This window comes from Methylopila sp. 73B (assembly GCF_000526315.1).
Lineage (GTDB): Bacteria > Pseudomonadota > Alphaproteobacteria > Rhizobiales > Methylopilaceae > Methylopila.
On sequence record NZ_JAFV01000001.1, the window covers coordinates 3,902,906 to 3,921,745 of the forward strand.

16 protein-coding genes are annotated in these 18,840 nt (G+C 65.1%); 6 read left to right on the plus strand and 10 right to left on the minus strand.

All coding sequences use genetic code 11. The annotated features are described in order from the left end of the window. Window positions 1-3: 3 nt before the first annotated feature. Genes K244_RS22880 through K244_RS0118800 form a run of 4 tightly spaced genes read left to right on the plus strand, consistent with a single transcriptional unit; the run spans window position 4 to window position 6,346 of the window. Window positions 4-1,413 carry an MmgE/PrpD family protein gene (locus K244_RS22880; protein WP_020187835.1) on the plus strand — a complete coding sequence of 470 codons (1,410 nt, stop codon included), beginning with the start codon at window positions 4-6 and terminating at the stop codon, window positions 1,411-1,413. After that, window positions 1,410-2,513 carry a DSD1 family PLP-dependent enzyme gene (locus K244_RS0118790; protein ID WP_024816612.1) on the plus strand — a complete coding sequence of 368 codons (1,104 nt, stop codon included), beginning with the start codon at window positions 1,410-1,412 and terminating at the stop codon, window positions 2,511-2,513. Before K244_RS22880 ends, K244_RS0118790 begins: the two co-directional genes overlap by 4 nt. 45 nt (window positions 2,514-2,558) lie before the next feature. Next, the gene (locus tag K244_RS0118795) at window positions 2,559-4,643 is read left to right on the plus strand and encodes a hydantoinase/oxoprolinase family protein (protein WP_020187837.1); all 2,085 of its coding nucleotides are present in this window, start codon (window positions 2,559-2,561) and stop codon (window positions 4,641-4,643) included. A 14-nt stretch (window positions 4,644-4,657) separates the two neighbouring features. Continuing rightward, entirely contained in the window at window positions 4,658-6,346 is a 1,689-nt protein-coding gene (locus K244_RS0118800) for a hydantoinase B/oxoprolinase family protein (RefSeq protein ID WP_024816613.1), read from the plus strand. Window positions 6,347-6,475: 129 nt separating this feature from the next. Here the strand turns inward: K244_RS0118800 and K244_RS23735 are convergent, their stop codons facing one another. The 6 genes from K244_RS23735 to K244_RS0118825 form a co-directional block, all read right to left on the minus strand. Further along, window positions 6,476-6,685 carry a hypothetical protein gene (locus tag K244_RS23735; protein ID WP_155931839.1) on the minus strand — a complete coding sequence of 70 codons (210 nt, stop codon included), beginning with the start codon at window positions 6,683-6,685 and terminating at the stop codon, window positions 6,476-6,478. A gap of 1,125 nt (window positions 6,686-7,810) precedes the next feature. Continuing rightward, complete coding sequence (locus K244_RS0118810) at window positions 7,811-9,193, minus strand: IS1182 family transposase (RefSeq protein ID WP_020187840.1); 1,383 nt, start codon at window positions 9,191-9,193, stop codon at window positions 7,811-7,813. 671 nt (window positions 9,194-9,864) lie between these two features. Further along, window positions 9,865-10,281: a hypothetical protein gene (locus K244_RS23740; protein ID WP_155931841.1), complete on the minus strand. Its 417-nt coding sequence runs from the start codon at window positions 10,279-10,281 to the stop codon at window positions 9,865-9,867. Between the two features lie 131 nt (window positions 10,282-10,412). Beyond that, the gene (locus K244_RS0118815) at window positions 10,413-10,919 is read right to left on the minus strand and encodes a hypothetical protein (protein ID WP_155931843.1); all 507 of its coding nucleotides are present in this window, start codon (window positions 10,917-10,919) and stop codon (window positions 10,413-10,415) included. A 60-nt stretch (window positions 10,920-10,979) separates the two neighbouring features. Continuing rightward, the gene (locus tag K244_RS0118820) at window positions 10,980-11,177 is read right to left on the minus strand and encodes a hypothetical protein (RefSeq protein WP_020187842.1); all 198 of its coding nucleotides are present in this window, start codon (window positions 11,175-11,177) and stop codon (window positions 10,980-10,982) included. 258 nt (window positions 11,178-11,435) lie between these two features. Next, a complete protein-coding gene (locus tag K244_RS0118825; RefSeq protein WP_020187843.1) occupies window positions 11,436-11,762 on the minus strand; it encodes a hypothetical protein in 327 nt (108 codons plus the stop codon). Between the two features lie 325 nt (window positions 11,763-12,087). On the opposite strand from K244_RS0118825, the gene K244_RS0118830 reads away from it, so the two are divergent. Next, window positions 12,088-13,152 (plus strand): polysaccharide pyruvyl transferase family protein, encoded by a 1,065-nt coding sequence (locus K244_RS0118830; RefSeq protein ID WP_081761511.1) that lies wholly within the window; start codon window positions 12,088-12,090, stop codon window positions 13,150-13,152. Between the two features lie 122 nt (window positions 13,153-13,274). Then, the gene (locus tag K244_RS0118835; RefSeq protein ID WP_024816614.1) at window positions 13,275-14,372 is read left to right on the plus strand and encodes a polysaccharide pyruvyl transferase family protein; all 1,098 of its coding nucleotides are present in this window, start codon (window positions 13,275-13,277) and stop codon (window positions 14,370-14,372) included. Window positions 14,373-14,457: 85 nt separating this feature from the next. Here the strand turns inward: K244_RS0118835 and K244_RS0118840 are convergent, their stop codons facing one another. The 4 genes from K244_RS0118840 to K244_RS0118855 all read right to left on the minus strand — a co-directional run bounded on the left by K244_RS0118840 (window position 14,458) and on the right by K244_RS0118855 (window position 18,764). Then, window positions 14,458-15,555, minus strand: coding sequence for a glycosyltransferase (locus tag K244_RS0118840; protein ID WP_020187846.1), 1,098 nt, complete (start codon window positions 15,553-15,555; stop codon window positions 14,458-14,460). 288 nt (window positions 15,556-15,843) lie between these two features. Continuing rightward, window positions 15,844-16,665, minus strand: coding sequence for an ABC transporter permease subunit (locus tag K244_RS0118845; RefSeq protein ID WP_020187847.1), 822 nt, complete (start codon window positions 16,663-16,665; stop codon window positions 15,844-15,846). After that, window positions 16,662-17,594: an ABC transporter permease subunit gene (locus K244_RS0118850; protein ID WP_020187848.1), complete on the minus strand. Its 933-nt coding sequence runs from the start codon at window positions 17,592-17,594 to the stop codon at window positions 16,662-16,664. Before K244_RS0118850 ends, K244_RS0118845 begins: the two co-directional genes overlap by 4 nt. A 9-nt stretch (window positions 17,595-17,603) precedes the next feature. Then, complete coding sequence (locus K244_RS0118855) at window positions 17,604-18,764, minus strand: ABC transporter ATP-binding protein (RefSeq protein ID WP_020187849.1); 1,161 nt, start codon at window positions 18,762-18,764, stop codon at window positions 17,604-17,606. Window positions 18,765-18,840: the final 76 nt, after the last annotated feature.

Below are 18,840 nucleotides of genomic sequence, written 5' to 3' on the forward strand. Positions count from 1 at the left end.
CCCATGACCTCGACGAACGCCGCCCCCTCGCTGGGCCGGGAGATTGCGAGCACGCTCGCAGCCCTCCGCCATGCTGATCTTCCCGATGACGTGGTCGGCGTCGTCAAGCTGTTCACGCTCGACACCCTGGGCGTGATCGGGGGCGCGGCCCGCGCGCCGGGCATGTCGGAACTGCTCGCGGCGCTCACCGAGTGGGAAACCTCCGGCAAAGCCACCCTGCTTCTGAGCGGCGCCGGCGCGAACCCCGCCACCGCCGCGCTCGCGAACGGCGCCGCCGCCCACAGCCTCGACTTCGACGACCAGCACGACCAGGCGCGCATCCACGCCTTCTGCGTGGTGCTTCCGGCGGTGCTCGCGGCGATCGAGGCCAAGCGCGACGTGTCGGGCCGCGAGGCGCTGACGGCGCTTGCGGTGGGCGTCGAGCTGTTCTGCCGGCTGGGCCTCGCCTGCTACAACTCGCTGGGCAAGGGCTGGCACCCGACGACCGCGCTCGGTTCGATCTCGGCCGCTGCCGCCGCCGCCAAGATCTTCGGGCTCGACGCCGAGAAGACGCTCCACGCGCTCGCGCTCGCCTTCGTGCAGCTCAGCGGCACCACCCAGTTCATCGCCGATGGCGCCCTCGCCAAGCGCGTCGGCCCGGGCTTCGCCGCACGCTCGGGTCTGCTCGCGGCGCAGATGGCGAAGCACGGCGTCACCGGTCCCTATCGCTTCCTCGAAGGTCAGGCCGGTTTGTTCGAGCTCTATGAGCGCGGCGAGGTCCGGCCGGACCTCCTCACGGAGGGGCTGGGCGAGACCTGGCGGATCCGTGAACTCAGCATGAAGCCCTATCCCTGCTGCCGCTGCGTGCACACGGTGATTCAGCTCGCGCTCGACCTTCGCGCCGAAGGGATAAAGCCCGCGGACGTCGCGCACGGCGTGATCGAACTCGGCAAGGTCAACCGGAAGATCGTCGGCTCGGCGTTCGACCGAACGCACCCCAGCCCAGTCGTCCACGCGCAGTTCAACGCGGCCTACGCCTTCGCCGCGGCGCTGGTCGACGGCAAGGTCGACATCGCGACCTTCACGCCGGACCGCATCCGCGCGGATGACGTCGCCTTCGCAGCGCTGTTCGAGAGCGTCGACGCTCTCGACATGGAGCCGACCGCGGTGCCCCCCGCCCGCGTTCGGCTGCAACTGACGAGCGGCCGCGCCGTTGAGGTCGTCCGGTGGACCATGAAGGGCGCGCCGGACGATCCGATGAGCCTCGAGGAGACCGTCGCCAAGTTCCGTTCCTGTCTGCGCTGGGGCATGAACGCCCGCGACGCCGACATGAGCGCGCTCGAGCGGGCCATCATGTCGCTGGACGCCCAGCCCGACGCGGAGGTTCTCATCAGCCTGTTCCGCGGATGCCAGCGGGAGCGGCGGGCGGCATGACCGACCCCGCCGCTCTGATCGGGTCGGAGGTCGCGGCGCTCGACACGCCGTCGTTGGTCGTCGACCTCGACGTCATGGAGGCGAACCTCGCGCGCATCGCAACCAGCTGCGCGGCGGGCGGGGTGGCGTGGCGGCCTCATTGCAAGACGCACAAGTCGCCGGAGATCGCGAAGCTCCAGATCGCCGCCGGCGCGGTCGGCGTGACCTGCGCCAAGCTCGCCGAGGCCGAGGTCATGGCGGACGCGGGGATCGCGGACATCTTGATCGCGAACCAGATCGTGGGCCCGATTAAGATCGAACGGCTCATGGCGCTGCTGGCGCGCGCCCAGGTTACGGTCGCGGTCGACGGGACCGACAACGCCGAGGCGCTGTCGCAGGCGGCCGTGCGGAGCGGGATGACGCTCGACGTGGTCATCGAGGTCGACACCGGCACACGGCGCGCCGGCGTGTCGCCCGGCCTTCCCGTTCTGGAGCTCGCCCGTCGGATCGCCGCGCTTCCCGGCCTCCGCCTCGCGGGGGTGATGACCTGGGAAGGCCATACGACCAAGATCTCCGATCCCAGGGAGAAGCGCGCCGCGATCGAAGACGCGGTCGGAGCGCTGGTGGCCAGCGCTGACCTCTGCCGAGAAAACGGGATCGCGATCGAGATCGTCAGCTGCGGCGGCACCGGCACGTTCGGGACCGCCGCAGCGATCGCCGGCGTGACGGAGATCCAGGCCGGCGGCGGCGTGTTCGGGGACGTGCGCTACCGCACGATCTACCATGTGCCGCTCGCCTACGGTTTGACCGTGCACGCTACGGTGACCAGCCGGCCGACCCTGCGCCGCATCATCTGCGACGCCGGCAAAAAGGCGATGAGCGTCGATTCCGGCGTTCCGCTCCCGCTCGATCTGCCGCCGGTCGCGTCCGTCTCCTTCTCCGCCGAGCACGGCAAGATTGAGCTTCACTCCGACGCAGATTGTCCGCGCGTGGGCGACCGCATCCGGTTCGTGGTCGGCTACGCCGACACCACCGTCCACCTGCACGACGCGATCTTCGCCGCGCGCGCCGGGCGGATCGAACACGTCTGGCCGGTCTCGCCCGCCGCGAAGCTGCGATGACCCTCAGCCTCCACGTCCTCGAACGTCACGATCGCGAGTTCTGACATGTCCGCATCTTATCGCCTTGGCGTCGACATCGGCGGCACGTTCACCGACGTCGTATTGATGAGCGCCGACGGCGTGATTTTCAGCAAGAAGGTGTTGTCGACCCCGCAAGATTACAGTCGGGGCATCGAGGCCGGCGTCTCCGCGTTGCTGGAGGAGCTCGGGATAGAAGCCTCGGATATCGGAGAGTTCGTTCATGCGACGACTGTCGCGACAAACACGATCATCGAACGCAAGGGCGCCAAGTCCGGCCTGCTGACGACCAAGGGCTTTCGCGACGTTCTGGAGATCGCCCGGTTCCGCACGCCGCGGCTCTATGACATCCATTACAAGAAGCAGGACGCGCTGGTGGAGCGCCGCCTCCGTCTCGAGGCGGACGAGCGGATCGCCGCGGACGGTTCGGTAACGCGCGCGCTCGACGACGCCGATCTTGAGGCGGCGGCCGCCGTGTTCGAGGCCGAAGGCGTGGAAGCGGTCTCGATCGCCTTCATCAACTCCTACGTCAACGGCGAGCACGAACGTCGCGCGGCGGCCTACCTCTCGCGCCGCCTGCCGGGCGTTCCCGTGACGGCCTCCGTCGATCTTCTGCCGCAGCTTGGCGAGTACGAGAGGACCAGCACGACGGTGGTGAACTCCTACATCCGCCCTGTCGTCGAGCGCTACGTCTCGTCCCTGAAGGCCCGGCTCGACCGCCTCGGCGTCAAGGCGCCGCTGATGATCATGCAGTCCAGCGGGGGGGTCGCGCCGGGCGACGCGGTCGCGCGTCAGCCGATCGACATCATCGAAAGCGGCCCCGCCGCAGGCGTGTTGGGCGGTCAGCGGCTCGGCGAGAAGATCGGCGTCGGCGACATGCTGGTGTTCGACATGGGGGGCACCACCGCCAAGGCCACCGTCATCGAGAACCACGCCTACGCGATCTGCCCGGAGACCGAGGTCGGCGGCGGCGCGGCGCTTGGCGCCCGAATGATCAAGGGCGCGGGCTACCCCGTGCAGTCGCCGACGATCGACATCGCCGAAGTCGGGGCCGGCGGCGGCAGCATCGCCGCGACCGACGCCGCCGGCGGGCTGATCGTCGGCCCGCGGAGCGCCGGCGCCGAACCCGGCCCGGTCGCCTACGGGCGCGGCGGGACCCATCCAACCGTGACCGACGCCAACATCGTGCTTGGCTATCTCAACCCGGGCGCGCTGGTCAGCGGCGAACTCACGCTCGACGTGAAAGCGGCGATGACGGCGATCTCCTCCCTTGGCGAGAAAGTGGGGTTGTCCTCCACCGACACCGCCTACGGCATCCATGCGATCGCCGACGCCACCATGCTGCGCGCGCTGCGGGGCGTCTCGTCCGAGAAGGGCCGCGATCCCTCGCAGTACACGATGCTGGCGATCGGCGGGAACGGCTCGGTGCACGCCTGCTCGCTGGCCGAAGCCGCCGGCATGGCGCGCATCGTGGCGCCGCCGGTCGCTGGTCTCTTTTCCGCGCTCGGCATGCTGTTCGCCGACGTCGAGCATCAATTGGTCGCGGCGTTCTACCGGCGCCTTGACGAGGTGGACGCGGCGGCCCTTCGCGAAGCCGTGGCGCCGTTGATCGATCGCGGTCTCGGCATGCTGCGCGGAGAAGGCTTCGTCGCGCCGGAAAGCCAGGCCGTCACCGTGTTCGCTGACCTGCGGTACGTCGGCCAGACGTCGCCCCTTACCCTCCCGATCCCCGCGGGAGATGACGGGCTCGCGGCGCTGCTTGCGGCCTTCCATGCCGAGCATCAGGCCGTCTTCGGCTACGCCTCGCCCGGGGAGGCCGTCCAGTTCGTGGCGCTGAAGCTTGTATGCCGCGGCGTGTCGCCGACGCCGCGCATGCCCGCCAGCGCCCGCCGCGGCGCGGAAAAGACCGTCGCCCGCCATGTCCGGCGCGCCTTCTTCGGCGAGGCCGGATGGATCGACACGCCCGTGGCGCCCCGGTCCGACCTCACGGAGACCCCGGTCTTAGGTCCGATGATCATCGAGGAATACGACACCACCATCGTGGTTCGCCCGGGATGGTTCGCGGCGCGCGACACCTGGAACAACGTCGTCCTCACGCGCGGCGCGGCCTGAAGGAGCTTATCGAGATGATCACGATCGATCCCGTTCGGCGCGAGCTTCTGAAGAACGCGCTGGTCACCACCGCCGACAACGCGCTGGTCATGGTGATGCGCACGGCCCGCACCTCCAACGTCAAGAACAGCATGGACTTCTCCGCCGCCGTCTGCGACGGCGGCGGCCGGCTGGTGGCGCAGGGCGTAGCGGTGCCGGTGCATCTCGGCGTGGTGATGCCGGCGCTGGAGGCCTGCCTCGCGCATTTCGGCGACGACGTTTGCGAAGGCGACGTGCTGGCGAGCAACGACCCCTATTCCGGCTGCAGCCATCTGAACGACATTTTCACGTTCAAGCCGGTGTTCGTCGACGGCCAGCGGGTGGCCTTCGTCAGCCTGATCCTGCACCACAGCGACCTGGGAGGCCGGGTGCCCGGCGGCAACGCCGCCGACAGCATGGAGATCTTCGAAGAGGGGCTCCGGATCCCGCCGCTGAAGATCGTCGAAAGCGGAACGACCAACCAGACGCTGATGCGCATCATCGAATTCAACACCCGCGTGCCGGACCGGGTGATGGGCGACGTACGCGCTCAGCTCGCCGCGCTCGACCAGGCGGCGGCCGAGGTCGAGAAGCTCGCGCGCGCGTGGAAGCCGGACGTCCTCGCCGCCTATCTCGACGACCTCATCGACTATGCCGAGAAGCTGACCCGGTCGGAACTGGCGAAGCTGCCCGACGGCGTTGTCGAGTTCGAGGAGTGGAACGACGACGACGGCGTCGGCAACGGCCCGATCCGCATCCACCTCAAGCTCACCAAGTCCGGCGACGAGATCGAGGCCGACTTCACCGGCACGGACGACGACCTCGGCGGCGCCGTGCACTGCAACCGCGCCTTCACCGTCTCCTGCGCCTACGCCGCGATCCGCACGGTGCTCAGCGCCGGCATCCCCAACAACGCCGGGCTCTACCGCGCGATCACCGTGAAGACGAAGCCCGGGACCTTCGTCGACGTGTCGTTCCCGGCGGCCGTCGGCTCGCGGGGACAAGTCGGCTTCAGGCTCCGGTCGATCGTGCTCGGCGCGCTCGCGACGCTGCTTCCGGACACGCTTCCCGCTTGCGCCGGCGGCTCGGAGTTCGCGATCGCGGCGTCGGGCCGGGACGTCGACGGCCGCCGCTTCCTCCACCTCGAATTCCACAATAACACCGGGCTTGGCGGCAACCCGGACTCCGACGGCCAGGACGCCGGCCCGTACTGCATCGGCAATCTCGCCAATGTGCCGGTGGAGTTGATCGAGGCCGAGAACCCTATCGTGATTGAAGAATACGGGTTCTTGCCCGACACCGGCGGCGCCGGCCGCTACCGGGGCGCCCTTGGCCTCGTGCGGCAGTATCGGTTCCTCACCGACGACATCCAGGTTCAGGTGCGCGCCGACCGCTTTAAGTCGAGGCCGTGGGGGCTCTTCGGCGGCGGTCCGGGCTCGAGCGCTTCCAACACCCTTAATCCCGGGACTGAACGCCAGTCAGCACTGCCTTCGAAGTTTACGCGTCGTTTCAAAGCCGGTGACGTGCTGCGCGTGGAGATGGCCGGGGCAGGAGGATACGGAGCGCCAAGCGAGCGCGATCCGGAGGCCGTGCGGCTTGACCTTATACAAGGCAAGGTCAGTACTGCTCATGCGCGCGACGTCTACGGACACGAAGAACGCGCAGGTGGCCAGCCCCGTTGCTAGTTTTCAAGGCAGGCCTAGGCTCTCCTCCGACGCTCTAATGATATTTCGGCTCACTTCCATCTCCCCTTGTGTTTTAAAGGAATGCGGGACCTTGGCGCTATCGCCAGGTCCCGCTTATCCCTTCGCCATTCAGTGAAGCGCGAGATCCGCCGCATGCTTAGCCGCCTGGGCGGCATCGGCACGAGCGTCACGCTCGGCGGCGATCCGTAGCCGCGCAGCCGTCCAGCCTTCGACGGCCGCGGCCCCGCGGCGCTGCACGATGAGCGCATGGATCGCAGTCTTCGTCGCAAGGCCCGACGTCGCCGTCGATCGCGCCGGCGTAAAGGCGCTCAGCCGCAAGCGCTCGCTGGATTGAGCGGTCGCCGATCATATTTGGTCTCCGGAAACAAAAAGGCCCCGCTCGATGACGGGGGGCGACGATCCGCGGAACTACGGATGACGGGATGCCGCGGAGGCTATGAATACTGCTCGCTTTAAGTGGCGATCACGACGAAGGGCGCCATGGCTTCGACCGTTCAGTGCAGGCGCGGCGCCCCCTTGGGGCATAGGTTTTTGTTCTGGAATCAGGCGGAGCGCCGTCTTGGAAAATGGCCAAGGATCGATGAAAGCGGTCGGTGTCACGCGTCCTAAGCCGACAGTATGCGGGGCGCAAAGCCATCCTTTGCTTGCATCGGGGTACACCTAAAAGCAGAAATTTCTGCGGCATGCGTTGACCGAATTTTCCTCTGTCTGTACGACAAAAAGCGTCATCCTCCTCGCAGGAGCAAAAATCTTGGATCTAGATAGAATGCTCCAGGAGATCGAAAAATTAGACGGCACGACGCCTCGCGCGGATGCATTGAAATTATTAGAAGAGTGCCTAAAAGTTGGCGCTGATAATTTGGTGCAGTTGGCTGCGTCAAAACTTGCGAATATCCCGGTGTCTGGTTCTATCCGAACCTCCGCAATGCTTCCGTATAAAGAGCATGGCCGAAAGCTTAAGGACGCTCGTGCGTCTGAAGATACTTTCGAAGCTCTAGGCCTTGCTTCGACGATGACGCCACATCGAGACGATCTCCGCTTAGCCCCCATCACCCGAGAGATGATGGTTGAAGCTGGGCGGCATGCACAAATGCCGATCCCGCGCATCATTCATCAAATATGGATTGGACCGAAGCCTGCCCCACTCGGCCCCCCGGAACGTTGGAAGAAGTGGTGTGACAAGTATGGATATGAGTACCGCCTCTGGAGAGAGAATGATGTCAAGAATCTTCCCTGCTACGGAACGGTCGCGTACAACTCTTTTTTGAAAAGGAAACGTTACGCGGGCGTTGCCGACGTGATCCGAGCGGATATTTTACATGAGGTTGGCGGACTGTACGTCGATATGGATATGTTCCCTATCGATATGATTGCGTTGAAGAAGTCGGTTGCTTGGCGGGGCATCCGAGCTGACGGCCGGAAGACGAGCGGCCTTTCCTCTTTTCAGGCCGGGATCGGGCTCGGCGCTGGGACCATCTTTGCGAGCTTCCTGAGGTTTTGGGCAGTGGCGGCGAGCAGGAACTCGTCCCGGGCGCCGCACGGCCCTCGAAGCCGTAGACGATCGAGCCGCAGGATGCGCTTCAGGTGCGCGAACAGCATCTCGACCTTCTTCCGCTCACGCCGGGAGGCCGTGTAGGCGTCGGTCTTCGCAATGTCCCTCGCCATGTCGCGAGCGCCCTCGTGGATCGAGCGAGGGATCTTCCGGGCCGGCGCGTTTGGGCAGCACTGCGGTTTCAGGGAGCAGGCGTCGCAGTCGAACTTGCTCGCGCGGTAGCGCATCATGCCGTCGTCGTCGACGAGCGGAGCCGAGGTTCGGTAGACCCTCTGGCGAGGTCTCAGTTCGTTCCCGGCCGGGCAGGTGTAAAGATCGCGGTCATGATCATAAGGGAAGTCGGAGCGACTGAACGTGCCATCGGTCCGGGCGCTCTTGTCGAACACGGGAATGTGCGGCTCGATCCCGCGATCATGGACCAGCCAGGCGAGCATCTCGGCCGAGCCATAGGCGCTGTCGGCGGCGAGCCGCTCGGGCCAGAGCCCGAAGCGGTCCTGGGCCCGCTCAACCATCGTTCGCGCGGCGCCGACCTCGGCCTGCCGGATCGCGCGGCTGGGCTCGACGTCGACGATCACCGCGTGGTCGAGGTCGATCAGGTAGTTGGTCGCGTAGGCGAAGAAGGCGTGGCCCTTGTGTGCGCCGGTCCACTGCGCGGCCGGATCCGACCGCGACACGAACTTCGGCCGGGTCTCGCTCGCCGCGCCCCAGGCCGCATCGTCAAGCGTGTCGAGGTACTCGCGGACTGAGCGCCGCGTCGCGGCCAACTCTTCCCAGTCGACCTCGTCCGTGCCGTCCGCCGAGCGCTGACGGTTGGCGTCGGCCCGGATCAGGCTGGCGTCGACCGCGAAGCCGTCGCCGCCCACAAGCCCCTCAGCCATGCAGCGCCGGACGACCGTCTCGAACAGCTTGCGCAGCAGGTCGCTGTCGCGGAAGCGGCCATGACGGTTCTTCGAGAAGGTCGAGTGGTCCGGCACGTCGCCGTCGAGGCCGAGCCGGCAGAACCAGCGATAGGCGAGGTTCAGATGAACCTCCTCGCACAGTCGCCGCTCAGACCGGACGCCGAAGCAGTAGCCGACCAGCAGCATCCGGATCAGCAACTCCGGGTCGATCGAAGGACGACCGGTCGAGCTATAGAAGGGAGCCAGATCCCGCCGCACCTCTGACAGGTCGACGAACCGGTCGATCGCCCTCAGCAGGTGGTCTTGCGGCACATGCCGCTCGATAGAGAACTCATAGAACAGCGCCGCCTGGTCGACCTGCCGCTCGCCCATCATCGCCGTTGCCCTCCGCTCATCGAGCTGAGTGAATCAGCGGCGGCGCCTCGCTTCAACGACGGAGTTTTTCAACGGAATCGATATAGGAACTGACCTTCATGAAGTTCTCTCAATGAGAGGCGTAGTCTGCCTACCAGCAAGTTCTTACCGAAAGCTTGGAATGGGGGGAATTTTTTTTACAAACTCAATTTTGGGAAGCTCCAAGGGTAACCCTATCATTCGTCGCTATAGAAATGCGATGTCTCCCACAGTTGCGGGCTTTGACGGCCACACATCAGCGTGGTGGGCAGTTGGCGCATGTCTGTTGACATCTTCGCTTGCTGCGTCGGTTAACACAATTAGCCCGCTACATCGCATCGGAGACAAAGCTCAATTAAGTCATATAGACCTCGTATACGCGGAGATTGACAAGTTGGAGGCGTCGGGATCTACAGCTCTCTTTTTCAGCGCGAATTATTGGTAAATAGCGGCGGCTGTTGTCCGGCAGCGTCTCGGTGTAGGCGTCCACGACGAGGCTCCAACAGAAAAGCCGCCCCGATGGGCGGCTTGGCAGAATCTAAAGCAGGTAATTCCCGTGTTACGCGGGGGTCGGTAGCGCTGCCGGCCACCTTCGCGGCCCTGAGGTCGGTTCTACCTAAGGGACTACGGTCACCGTACAAGATGTCGCATAGTTAGCGCGGAGGCATATCCCCGAGCAGGTGGTGCCAATGATCGACTTTGGCGGTTAGATCGACTTTAGCGTCACCGATCGTGAAACGGACGCGAACTTCCCCTCGGTTCGCGTCCGTTTTGGTCCTCGGTAGTACTTCGCCACGCGTAGGCCGGATAGCTACGTCTTGGACGGTTTCAACCACCGAGCGATCGTAGAACACATCCTCGCATGTCCTGGATTCATCGATGAGCGAGAGAGCGAGCATCGCGACTTCCCCAAGGACCTTGTCATCGGCAAAAGTCATAAGCGCTGCAGCCCCTCCCCACTCCGTAACAACTATTCCCTTGAGATAGCCGCCTTCAGCTCCCGTTTCCTTAAGCGCAGCCACCTCGTCCGCGCGAATAGACACCGGCTTCGACACATCATCAAACGTCATGCGCACCACCAATCCTTGGCATGCGGATCATGGCCGAAAATTTATCGATCACACACTACGTCGTTCTACCTATACGCGAGTTGTTGGCAGGGCTTTTTACAGAGCGGTCGATGGTTCTGACGTCGACTGCCTCAGATCGCGAGGCTGATCGCCTTCGACAGATAATCCTGCAAGCCGAGGTAGACCGCCTCCATCTCCTCGGCGCTAAGCTTGCGCGTGAAAAACACGAGCGCCGCGAGATCGAAGAACCCGGCGTAGTTCGAGCCTTGGGCGGTGATGCCGCACTTGAACGGACGCGCGCCGCCGAGGGTCTTGGGCGTTGTCTTAGGATTCGACGCCTGCATGGCCGTGTTGAGCCGGCGACGATAGACGATGCGCTCGGCCGGAAGGTAGGACGCCCCATCATCTCGAAGCGAGGGCCGCGCGGCGGGGCCGGAGCCGGCGTCAAGGGTCGTGTGGACCGGCGCGGTGTCGCTGATGACGGTCGCCCGGCCATTGTCCGTCGTCGTCTCGATCAGGGCCAAGGACTGTTCCGTCCCAAAGAGCGAGCCCGATGACGCGCCTCTGCCTGCGGCGACGACGCCGACGATCGAGCGCGCGGTGTTCGCGGCGACGAGGGCGTTCGCGTTGAGGGGCATGACGATGTCGCGCCCAATGCCCGTGCCGTTCGCGTCCACGCCGAAGCGCGCCCGGCTCGATTAAAGCTTTGCGTTCGTCGTGTTCCCGCGCCGGCCATGGCCCGTATCGTCGTAGCCGGGAATCTCGGGGCCCCCGCCGCGCGGCACGTAGGCCGCGAACATGTCGGCACGGAAGGATGGCAGCAGAACGCGGCTGCTCGGGAGGCCGAGGCCACGGAAATCGCGTCCCGGAATGACGCGCTTGAAGGACTTCGCCATAGCTTAGGCTCCGTGGCAATAGTTGTAGGCGATAATGAAGTAAAGCGCGTCAGCAAGCTACGCGCATCCGGTCGCATTGCAGGGCACGGAGTCGTACCACAGCGCTTTCGTCTTTTGGGTGCGCCGGGGAAGATCAAAATCGACGGTCGGTGCGCAGTGTTTGGACAGACGAGGTGCGGAGCCTGGTAAAAGGCCGCATGGCGCGCGTCGCGCAGGCGCGGCGGTAGGCCAGCCGGATGGCGAGGGTCGCTTCCTAGTCTAGAACACCACGCGCTGCGAGACGGTGCGGCCAGCGCTTGCGCCGTCGCCAGCGAAGTCGTCGCCCAGGTTTTGGTTCTTGGAGATCTCGTCGGGCGGCGCGCCCATGCCGAGGATAATGACCTTCGCGCCCGGCGCCGTGGCGTCGACGCAGTCGAGCAAGATGTTCTTATCGGCTTCCGCCGTGACGGCGTTGGAGCCGTAAACGTCGTTCCAGCCAAGCGCGACGATCAGCGGGACGTTGGAGTGGTCCGCCGGCGCGCCGCCGGCAAACGGGGCTCCGTTGTCGTTCAGCGCGCCGTCCGCGCACCAGCTGTTCTTGCGCATGTAGAAGGCGCGAGCGCTGGGAGCGCGGCCGATTGCGGCGCGCCGGCGGGTGGTCTCCTTTGAAACGGACGCTGCGTTTCTCGACAGACAACCGCCGCGCATTGCTGGCCCGGGCCACGCATCTGTCCGCGGTCAGCCTTCGCGTCAGCCGGCCGGACGTTCTCAAGCGACGAACGAGGTGCCGCGGACACAGTGACGCCGCGATGCAGCAATTCACGGACGCGTTCCGTTTATCCGATCCCACAATTATGATAGCTCAGAGGGCGGTCTCCTCGGGGGAGTGCAGCCGTAATCACGGTGTTGTCATAAAGGAGGCGTTGCTCTGATGGATGAATTGCCCGGGTTGGTGGTTCGTGGTTTTTACGGCAACAACAACTGTGGCGACGAAGCTCTGCTCGCTACGATGATTCAGTACTTTTCGCATGATTTTAGAATAATTATATCTGCGAACAATCTAGTTTATGTCAAAGAAAAATTCATAACGCCGAAGATCCCTCCCTACGATAAGCTTAAGGTTATCTGGAGCTTGAACCGAGGGGCGCTAGCTGCGCCCGATGTCGCCGGCCTGCTTCTGGGTGGAGGCGGTCTTGGCCTTGGTTTTGGCTGGGATCAGTATATGTTTGCTTGGCGGTATGGCAAGAAAATCATCCACACCGGCGTGCACATCACTGAGGAGTTCATTTCGGAGAACTCCGCAGACTTCAATAACGTGACGTCGACGTTCCTGCGCGCCGCGAATTTCTTCAGCGTTCGACATCAACGGTCGATCGTCGTTGCGGAGAAGCTGGGCGTGCATCCGAAATACGTGCCGGATTGGGCGTTCGGCCTTAATCAGACGGAGGGGCCCAAGCCCAAGGGCGACTACATCGTCGTCACGATCCGGGCCGACACCAACCGCAACAATCCCCGGACGGCAGTCTTCCTGAAGAGCATCATGGACTACGCCGCGGGCGAGGGTCTCAGCGTGGCGCTCGTTCCCTTCGACGCCAGCGATCAGAACCTCACTCGATCCTTGGACATCAAGGGCGAGATGATGGGCAACCTCTTCAGCAAGCCGACCTACGTCAAATATCTGCTGGGGCAGGCGAAAGCCGTGTTTTCGCTCGGCCGCTATCATCCGCTGGTGTTCGGTATGTCGAACGACGTTCCGACCTTCAGCCTGGACACCGTCCGGCCCGGGCGCTCCGACGACAAGACCTGCCTCCAGCTGGTCGAGGACGGCCTCGAAGATTTCCATTTTCCGACGAACCGGATCGACGAGTTTACGCCCGCGGAGATCGCTCGCCTCGTGCGCGTCTACGGCGACGACGGGCTGGCGAAGCCTTTCCTCGGACACAAGGCTGCGGTCGACCAGGCGGCGGCCGACATTCTTCAGGTGCTGAAATCGTAGCGTCGCGCCGACCGTCCAAGCTCGCCGAAACGAGCCCCTGAGTCGCAGGCCGCCGCTGTGGGAATGCGCTTGCTTTCAGAAATCGCTTTCGAACATCCTTACGCGGCGACAGGAGCCGAACATTGCCGAAACCCATTTCCGCCGCCAAAGTCGATCCGAAGTCGTCGCCCAAGCAGGTGGTGCTTCGCGGGTTCTTCGCAAAAGGCAATATGGGAGACGAGGCGCTCTCGCACTCCATCATCCGCCACATCGGGCCTGACTTTTCGTACAAGTTCGCGCTGAACTCGCCGGCGCTCGACGCCACGACCACCCACTGGCCCTACAAGGGCGCGAAGTGCATCGACTCCCTCAATCGCGGGGAGGTCATGAAGCCGGACGTCTGCGGGTTCTTTCTGGGCGGCGGCGGCCTGGGGCTGGGCTTCGGCTACAACCAGATGATCTGCGCGCGTCGGGCCGGGAAGGCCATCGTGCACTCAGGCGTGCACATCCACGAGGACTTCTTCTCAAAGAAGGACCCGGTGATGGTGGAGGCGAGCCGGGCCATGCTCAAGCTCGCGCACGTCACGACCGTTCGCGACCGTCTCTCGATCGACGTGATGGCGCACTACGACGTGCCGGGCGAGTGGGCGCCAGACTGGGCGTTCGGGCTCGCGGCCGAACCCTGGGCCGCGCCGCTGCCCAGCTCGGACTACATCGTGGTCACGTTCCGCGCCCGGCCGCCGGACGACGTCGAGCTGATCACGCCATGGCTTCAGGGCGCCCGGGATTTCGCGGCCTCGCTCGGATGCGAGATCGTGGTCGTGCCCTTCGATGCGGGCGACGCCAAGCTGGCCACGAAGCTCGGCTTCGGCGACAAGACGATCAAGGATCTCTACTTCGCGCCCGAGAAGGCGAAGCACGTCATCGCCGGGGCGCGCGCGGTCGTGTCCTTCGGCCGGTTCCATCCCGTCGTGTTCGCCATGGCGGAGCACGTGCCCGCGTTCGCGGTCGATTTCTGGTTCGCGCGGGAGACCGGCCATAAGACGACCCTCCTGCTGCGTGAGGACGGCATGGAGGAGGGCATCTATCACCGCGGATTGCTTGATGACTTCACGGCCGACAAGCTCGGCGCGCGGCTGTCGCGGCTGCAGGCGAAGATGAAGAAGAAGCCCTTCGCCAAGTATCCGACGATGTTGGCGGATCTCGGCAAGCGCATTCAGGCGCTCATGCACGCCCACTGATCATGGCCGGTCGTCGCCCGACGCAGGGCGACGACCGGAAGGTCTTGGCGAATGGGGGCCGCCGGGCCGGCCGGACGCGCCGTCCTTACCGCCAGGGCTTCGCGCTGAAGAAGAGCATCGCCCTTTTCTTGTTGATGCCCCGCAGGGCTTCGTGACGGTCGTCGAAATCGGCCTTGCCGAGGCTGCCGACGTGGTCAGGCGAGATCGTGTTGCAGCCGCCGACCAGCGAGGCCGTCAGCAGGCAGGCGCCGACGCTCCACCATGCGGATTCCTGCGGCATGCGCCGCCATGACGGCTCCATGGCGTCGAAATAGCGCCGCATCACCGGGTGCCCCGCCGTGCTGCCGAGGACGGAGTTGGTGACGTAGAGGCCGCCCGCCGTCATCTTCCGATACGACTTCGCGGCGAGGCAGAGCATGCCCCGCATGGGCAGCACCTCGTGGAGGGGATAGCCCGTGTCCACCGGGAACATGTCCATGTCCACGTAGAGCCCGCCGTGCAGCGCCAGGATTTCGGCCCGCACGATGTCGGCCGCGCCGGCATATCTCTTCTGGCCATAGAAGCTTTGGAACGGCGCTCCGTCGTAACAGCTCAGCGTCTTGCAGGCGTCCTCGTCCCAGAGGCGGTAGGTGTAGCCGTACTTCTTGCACCACTCGCCCCATTCGTCCTGGGGCTGCTGCGGGGCGGCCCTTCCGCCGATCCAGATCTGGTGGATCGTGCGCGGGATCTCACGGCCGCCATGGTCGCAGGCCTCCCGCATGAAATCGAAGCCGACATGGGGAAGATGCGTGAAGTGTCTCGGCTCGGGCGAACGGAGCGTCGTCAATCCCGCTTCGACGATGGAGTCGCTGCTCTTCTGGGCCAGGCGGAAGCGCAGCGCATGCTCGCGCGCTGTGTAGCCGGCCCGTGACAGAATGGATTTCTCCGGGCGGACCCGGACGGCGTTCTCCAGCAGATGGGCGGTCGCGTCATGATGCTCGTTCTTCATGGCGGCGGACGCGAGATAGACGACCTCTTCGTAGTCCGTGAGATCGAGCGCCAGGATCTCGGCTATGGTCGCGGCGACCACCTCCTCGGCGTTCGTCGCGGGATTGAGGCGGCTAGCCAGGCGCCTGATCTCGAAAGGCATCACGTGGGTCGACGCCGAACCGGACTCGGAGTCGAGATTTTCAGCCATCGCCATGCGTGAAGATCCTTCAATGTGTTCGAACAGGTGAACGTGAATGTAAGAAAACCGCGGTTACGGACGTTGATCTAAGGGGGATATGGGCCGGGCGGTTGCTTCCCGTGCGCAAGGCGCTTCATCCCAGGCGGATTCGGCCGGACTCTATCGACTATACATGACGGCATTAAACGCCGAACGCCCCACGGCGGGCGTCCGGCGCGGCATGGATTGGACGCCAGGACAGCCACCAGACGGCGCCGTGCGGGTCAAGCGCTTTCCCCTCGTCCGCGCCCCAGCCATCAGTTCTCATCGCCCGGCGGCGGCGGCGCGCTCGGCCTTCACCCGCTCGGATTCGGCGCGCTTCGTCGCGATCGACGCGGCGATGACGCCGATGGTCACGATCGCGATCATGATGGTGCAGACGGCGTTGATCTCCGGCTTCACGCCAAGCCGCACAGAGGAGTAGATCCGCATCGGCAGCGTGGTCGCGCTCGGGCCGGTGGTGAACTGGGAAATCACCAGGTCGTCGATCGAAAGCGTGAAGGCCAGCATCCAGCCCGAGACGATCGCCGGCAGGATGATCGGCAGCGTCACCACAAGGAAGGTCTTGAACGGCGGGCAGCCGAGGTCCATCGCCGCTTCTTCGAGGCTCTTGTCGAAGGTGATCAGCCGCGACTGCACCACCACCGCCACGAAGCACATCGAGAAGGTGACGTGCGCCAGGACCAGCGTGAGGAAGCCGCGGTCGAGGCCGATCGCCACGAACAGCAGCAGCAACGACAGGCCGGTGATCACCTCCGGCATCACGAGCGGCGCGTAGACCATCCCTGAGAACAGGGTCCGGCCGGGAAAGCGCGTCATGCGGGTGAGCGTGACGGCGGCGAGCGTGCCGAGCACGGTCGCGAGCGTCGCCGAGATCAGGCCGAGCCGCACCGTGACCCAGGCGGCCTCGAGCAGTTGCTCGTTGTGGAGCAGCGCCACATACCAGCGCGTCGAGAACCCGCCCCAGACGGTCACCAGCTGGCTGTCGTTGAACGAGTAGATCACCAGCAGAACGATCGGCAGGTAGAGAAACGCGAAGCCCAGAGTGAGCGCGACGACGTTGACGGAAGAGAGCCCCTTTCTCACGTCTTCGCCCCCACTTCGCGGGCCTGCACGTTGTTGTAGATCGCAATCGGCAGCACCAGCACCAGCAGCAGCAGCACGGCGATCGCCGAGGAGACCGGCCAGTCGCGGTTCATGAAGAACTCGTTGTAGAGGGTCTTGCCGATCATCAGCGTCTCGGACCCGCCCAGCAGGTCAGGGATGACGAACTCGCCGACCGCGGGGATGAAGACGAGGAAGCAGCCCGCGACCACGCCCGGCAGCGAGAGCGGCACGGTAATCTGCCAGAACGCCTTCCACGGCGGCGAGCCGAGGTCGGCCGCGGCCTCCAGCAGCGTGTCGTCGAGCTTTTCGAGGCTGGCGTAGAGCGGCAGCACCATGAACGGCAGGTAGGAGTAGACGATGCCGATGAAGACCGCCGTCTCGGTGTTCATGATGTAGAGCGGCTCGGAGATGATCCCGGTCCAGAGCAGGAAGGCGTTCAGCAGGCCCTCAGGGCTCAGGATGCCGATCCAGGCGTAGACTCGGATCAGCAGCGAGGTCCAGAACGGCAGGATGACGGCCATCAGCAGCATCGCGCGCCAGCCCTTGGGGGCGCGCGCCATGGCGTAGGCCATGGGATAGGCGATCAGCAGCGTCAGCAGCGTCGAGATGGTCGCAATGCGCAGGCTCGAGAGATAGGAGGCGACGTAGAGCTCGTCCTCGAACAGGATGCCGTAGTTCTCGGCGTCGAGCCCCGCCCACCAGTCCTTGATCCCCTGCCAGCCCTGCGCAAGGTCGAGCAGCGGCGTGTAGGGCGGCTGCGCGATCACCGTGTCGGAGAACGAGATCTTCAGGACGATGAAGAACGGCGCGAGGAAGAAGACCAGCAGCCAGAGATAGGGAATGGCGATGACGAGGCGCCGCCCCCAGGGGCTGGTTCCGGCGGGCGTGGGCGCGGACGCGTCGGTCATGGCCGGTCCTCAGCTCGTCAGCAGGACGCCCGCGTCCGGCGCGAACCAGACGTGGACCTTGTCGTCCCAGGCGATCGGCTGGGTCTCGCTGCGCATGACGTTGGCGCGGCTGACGCGAACAATCTTTTCGGAGTTTTCGGCTTTCACCAGGAACACGGTCCAGTCGCCGAGATAGGCGATGTCCCAGACCTCGCCCTTGAGCACATTGGTCGCGTCGGCCGGCGGCGGGTCGATCGAGATCCGCACCTTCTCCGGCCGCACCGCGAGCGCCACGCTCGCGCCGGGGGCGGCCTCGCCGGCGGCGCTGAACGTCGCGCCGACCTCGTCGCTCTTCAGCGTGACAAGGCCGCCGGCGCTTGCCGCGACCTCGGCCTCGAACAGGTTGATGTCGCCGATGAAGCCCGCGACGTAGCGGCAGCTTGGCTGCTCGTAGATCTCGCCCGGGGTCGCGACCTGCACCAGCTTGCCGTGGTTCATGACCGCGATCCGGTCCGCGACCGTCATCGCCTCCTCCTGGTCGTGGGTCACGATCAGGAAGGTGAGCCCGAGCTCCATCTGGAGGTCCATGAGCTCGAACTGGGTCTCCTCGCGCAGCTTCTTGTCGAGCGCGCCGAGCGGCTCGTCGAGCAACAGCACCTTCGGGCGTTTGGCGAGCGAGCGCGCGAGCGCCACGCGCTGGCGCTGGCCGCCGGAGAGCTGGTGCGGCTTGCGGCTCGCGAAGGGCTCGAGCTTGACGAGCCGCAGCATCTCTTTCACCCGCGCCTCGATCTCGGCCTTCGGCAGCTTGTCCTGCTTGAGGCCGAAGGCGATGTTCTGCTCCACCGACATGTGCGGGAACAGCGCGTAGGACTGGAACATCATGTTCACCGGCCGCCGGTAGGGCGGCACGCCGACGAGGTCCTGTCCCGCGAGCGTGATGCGGCCCGACGTCGGCTCCTCGAAGCCCGCGAGCATGCGCATCAGCGTGGTCTTGCCGCAGCCGGAGGGGCCGAGCAGGGCGAAGAACTCGCGGGCATGAATGTCGATCGACACGTCGTCGACCGCGGTGAAGTCGCCGAAGCGCTTCACGACGTTCTCGAACCGGATGAGCGGGACCGCGGCGGGGTCGAGCCAGGGCGCGAAGGAGCGCCGGATGGGGCCGAGGGCTTTCTGGGCGGGCTTCAGCGCCATGAGGTCATCCAGCCGCGGGAGAGAGGGGAGATGCTTTGGCCGTCCTCCCGGCCGCCGCGAAGCGGAGAGCCGGGAT

Coding starts and splice junctions, on each gene's coding strand:
- K244_RS0118795 (WP_020187837.1), top strand. CDS start 2,559: ATGTCCGCATCTTATCGCCTTGGCGTCGACATCGGCGGCACGTTCACC.
- K244_RS23740 (WP_155931841.1), bottom strand. CDS start 10,281: ATGACGTTTGATGATGTGTCGAAGCCGGTGTCTATTCGCGCGGACGAG.
- K244_RS0118855 (WP_020187849.1), bottom strand. CDS start 18,764: ATGGCGCTGAAGCCCGCCCAGAAAGCCCTCGGCCCCATCCGGCGCTCC.
- K244_RS0118815 (WP_155931843.1), bottom strand. CDS start 10,919: ATGCCCCTCAACGCGAACGCCCTCGTCGCCGCGAACACCGCGCGCTCG.
- K244_RS0118840 (WP_020187846.1), bottom strand. CDS start 15,555: ATGGCGATGGCTGAAAATCTCGACTCCGAGTCCGGTTCGGCGTCGACC.
- K244_RS0118800 (WP_024816613.1), top strand. CDS start 4,658: ATGATCACGATCGATCCCGTTCGGCGCGAGCTTCTGAAGAACGCGCTG.
- K244_RS0118820 (WP_020187842.1), bottom strand. CDS start 11,177: ATGGCGAAGTCCTTCAAGCGCGTCATTCCGGGACGCGATTTCCGTGGC.
- K244_RS0118790 (WP_024816612.1), top strand. CDS start 1,410: ATGACCGACCCCGCCGCTCTGATCGGGTCGGAGGTCGCGGCGCTCGAC.
- K244_RS0118830 (WP_081761511.1), top strand. CDS start 12,088: ATGGATGAATTGCCCGGGTTGGTGGTTCGTGGTTTTTACGGCAACAAC.
- K244_RS0118850 (WP_020187848.1), bottom strand. CDS start 17,594: ATGACCGACGCGTCCGCGCCCACGCCCGCCGGAACCAGCCCCTGGGGG.
- K244_RS0118825 (WP_020187843.1), bottom strand. CDS start 11,762: ATGCGCAAGAACAGCTGGTGCGCGGACGGCGCGCTGAACGACAACGGA.
- K244_RS22880 (WP_020187835.1), top strand. CDS start 4: ATGACCTCGACGAACGCCGCCCCCTCGCTGGGCCGGGAGATTGCGAGC.
- K244_RS0118810 (WP_020187840.1), bottom strand. CDS start 9,193: ATGATGGGCGAGCGGCAGGTCGACCAGGCGGCGCTGTTCTATGAGTTC.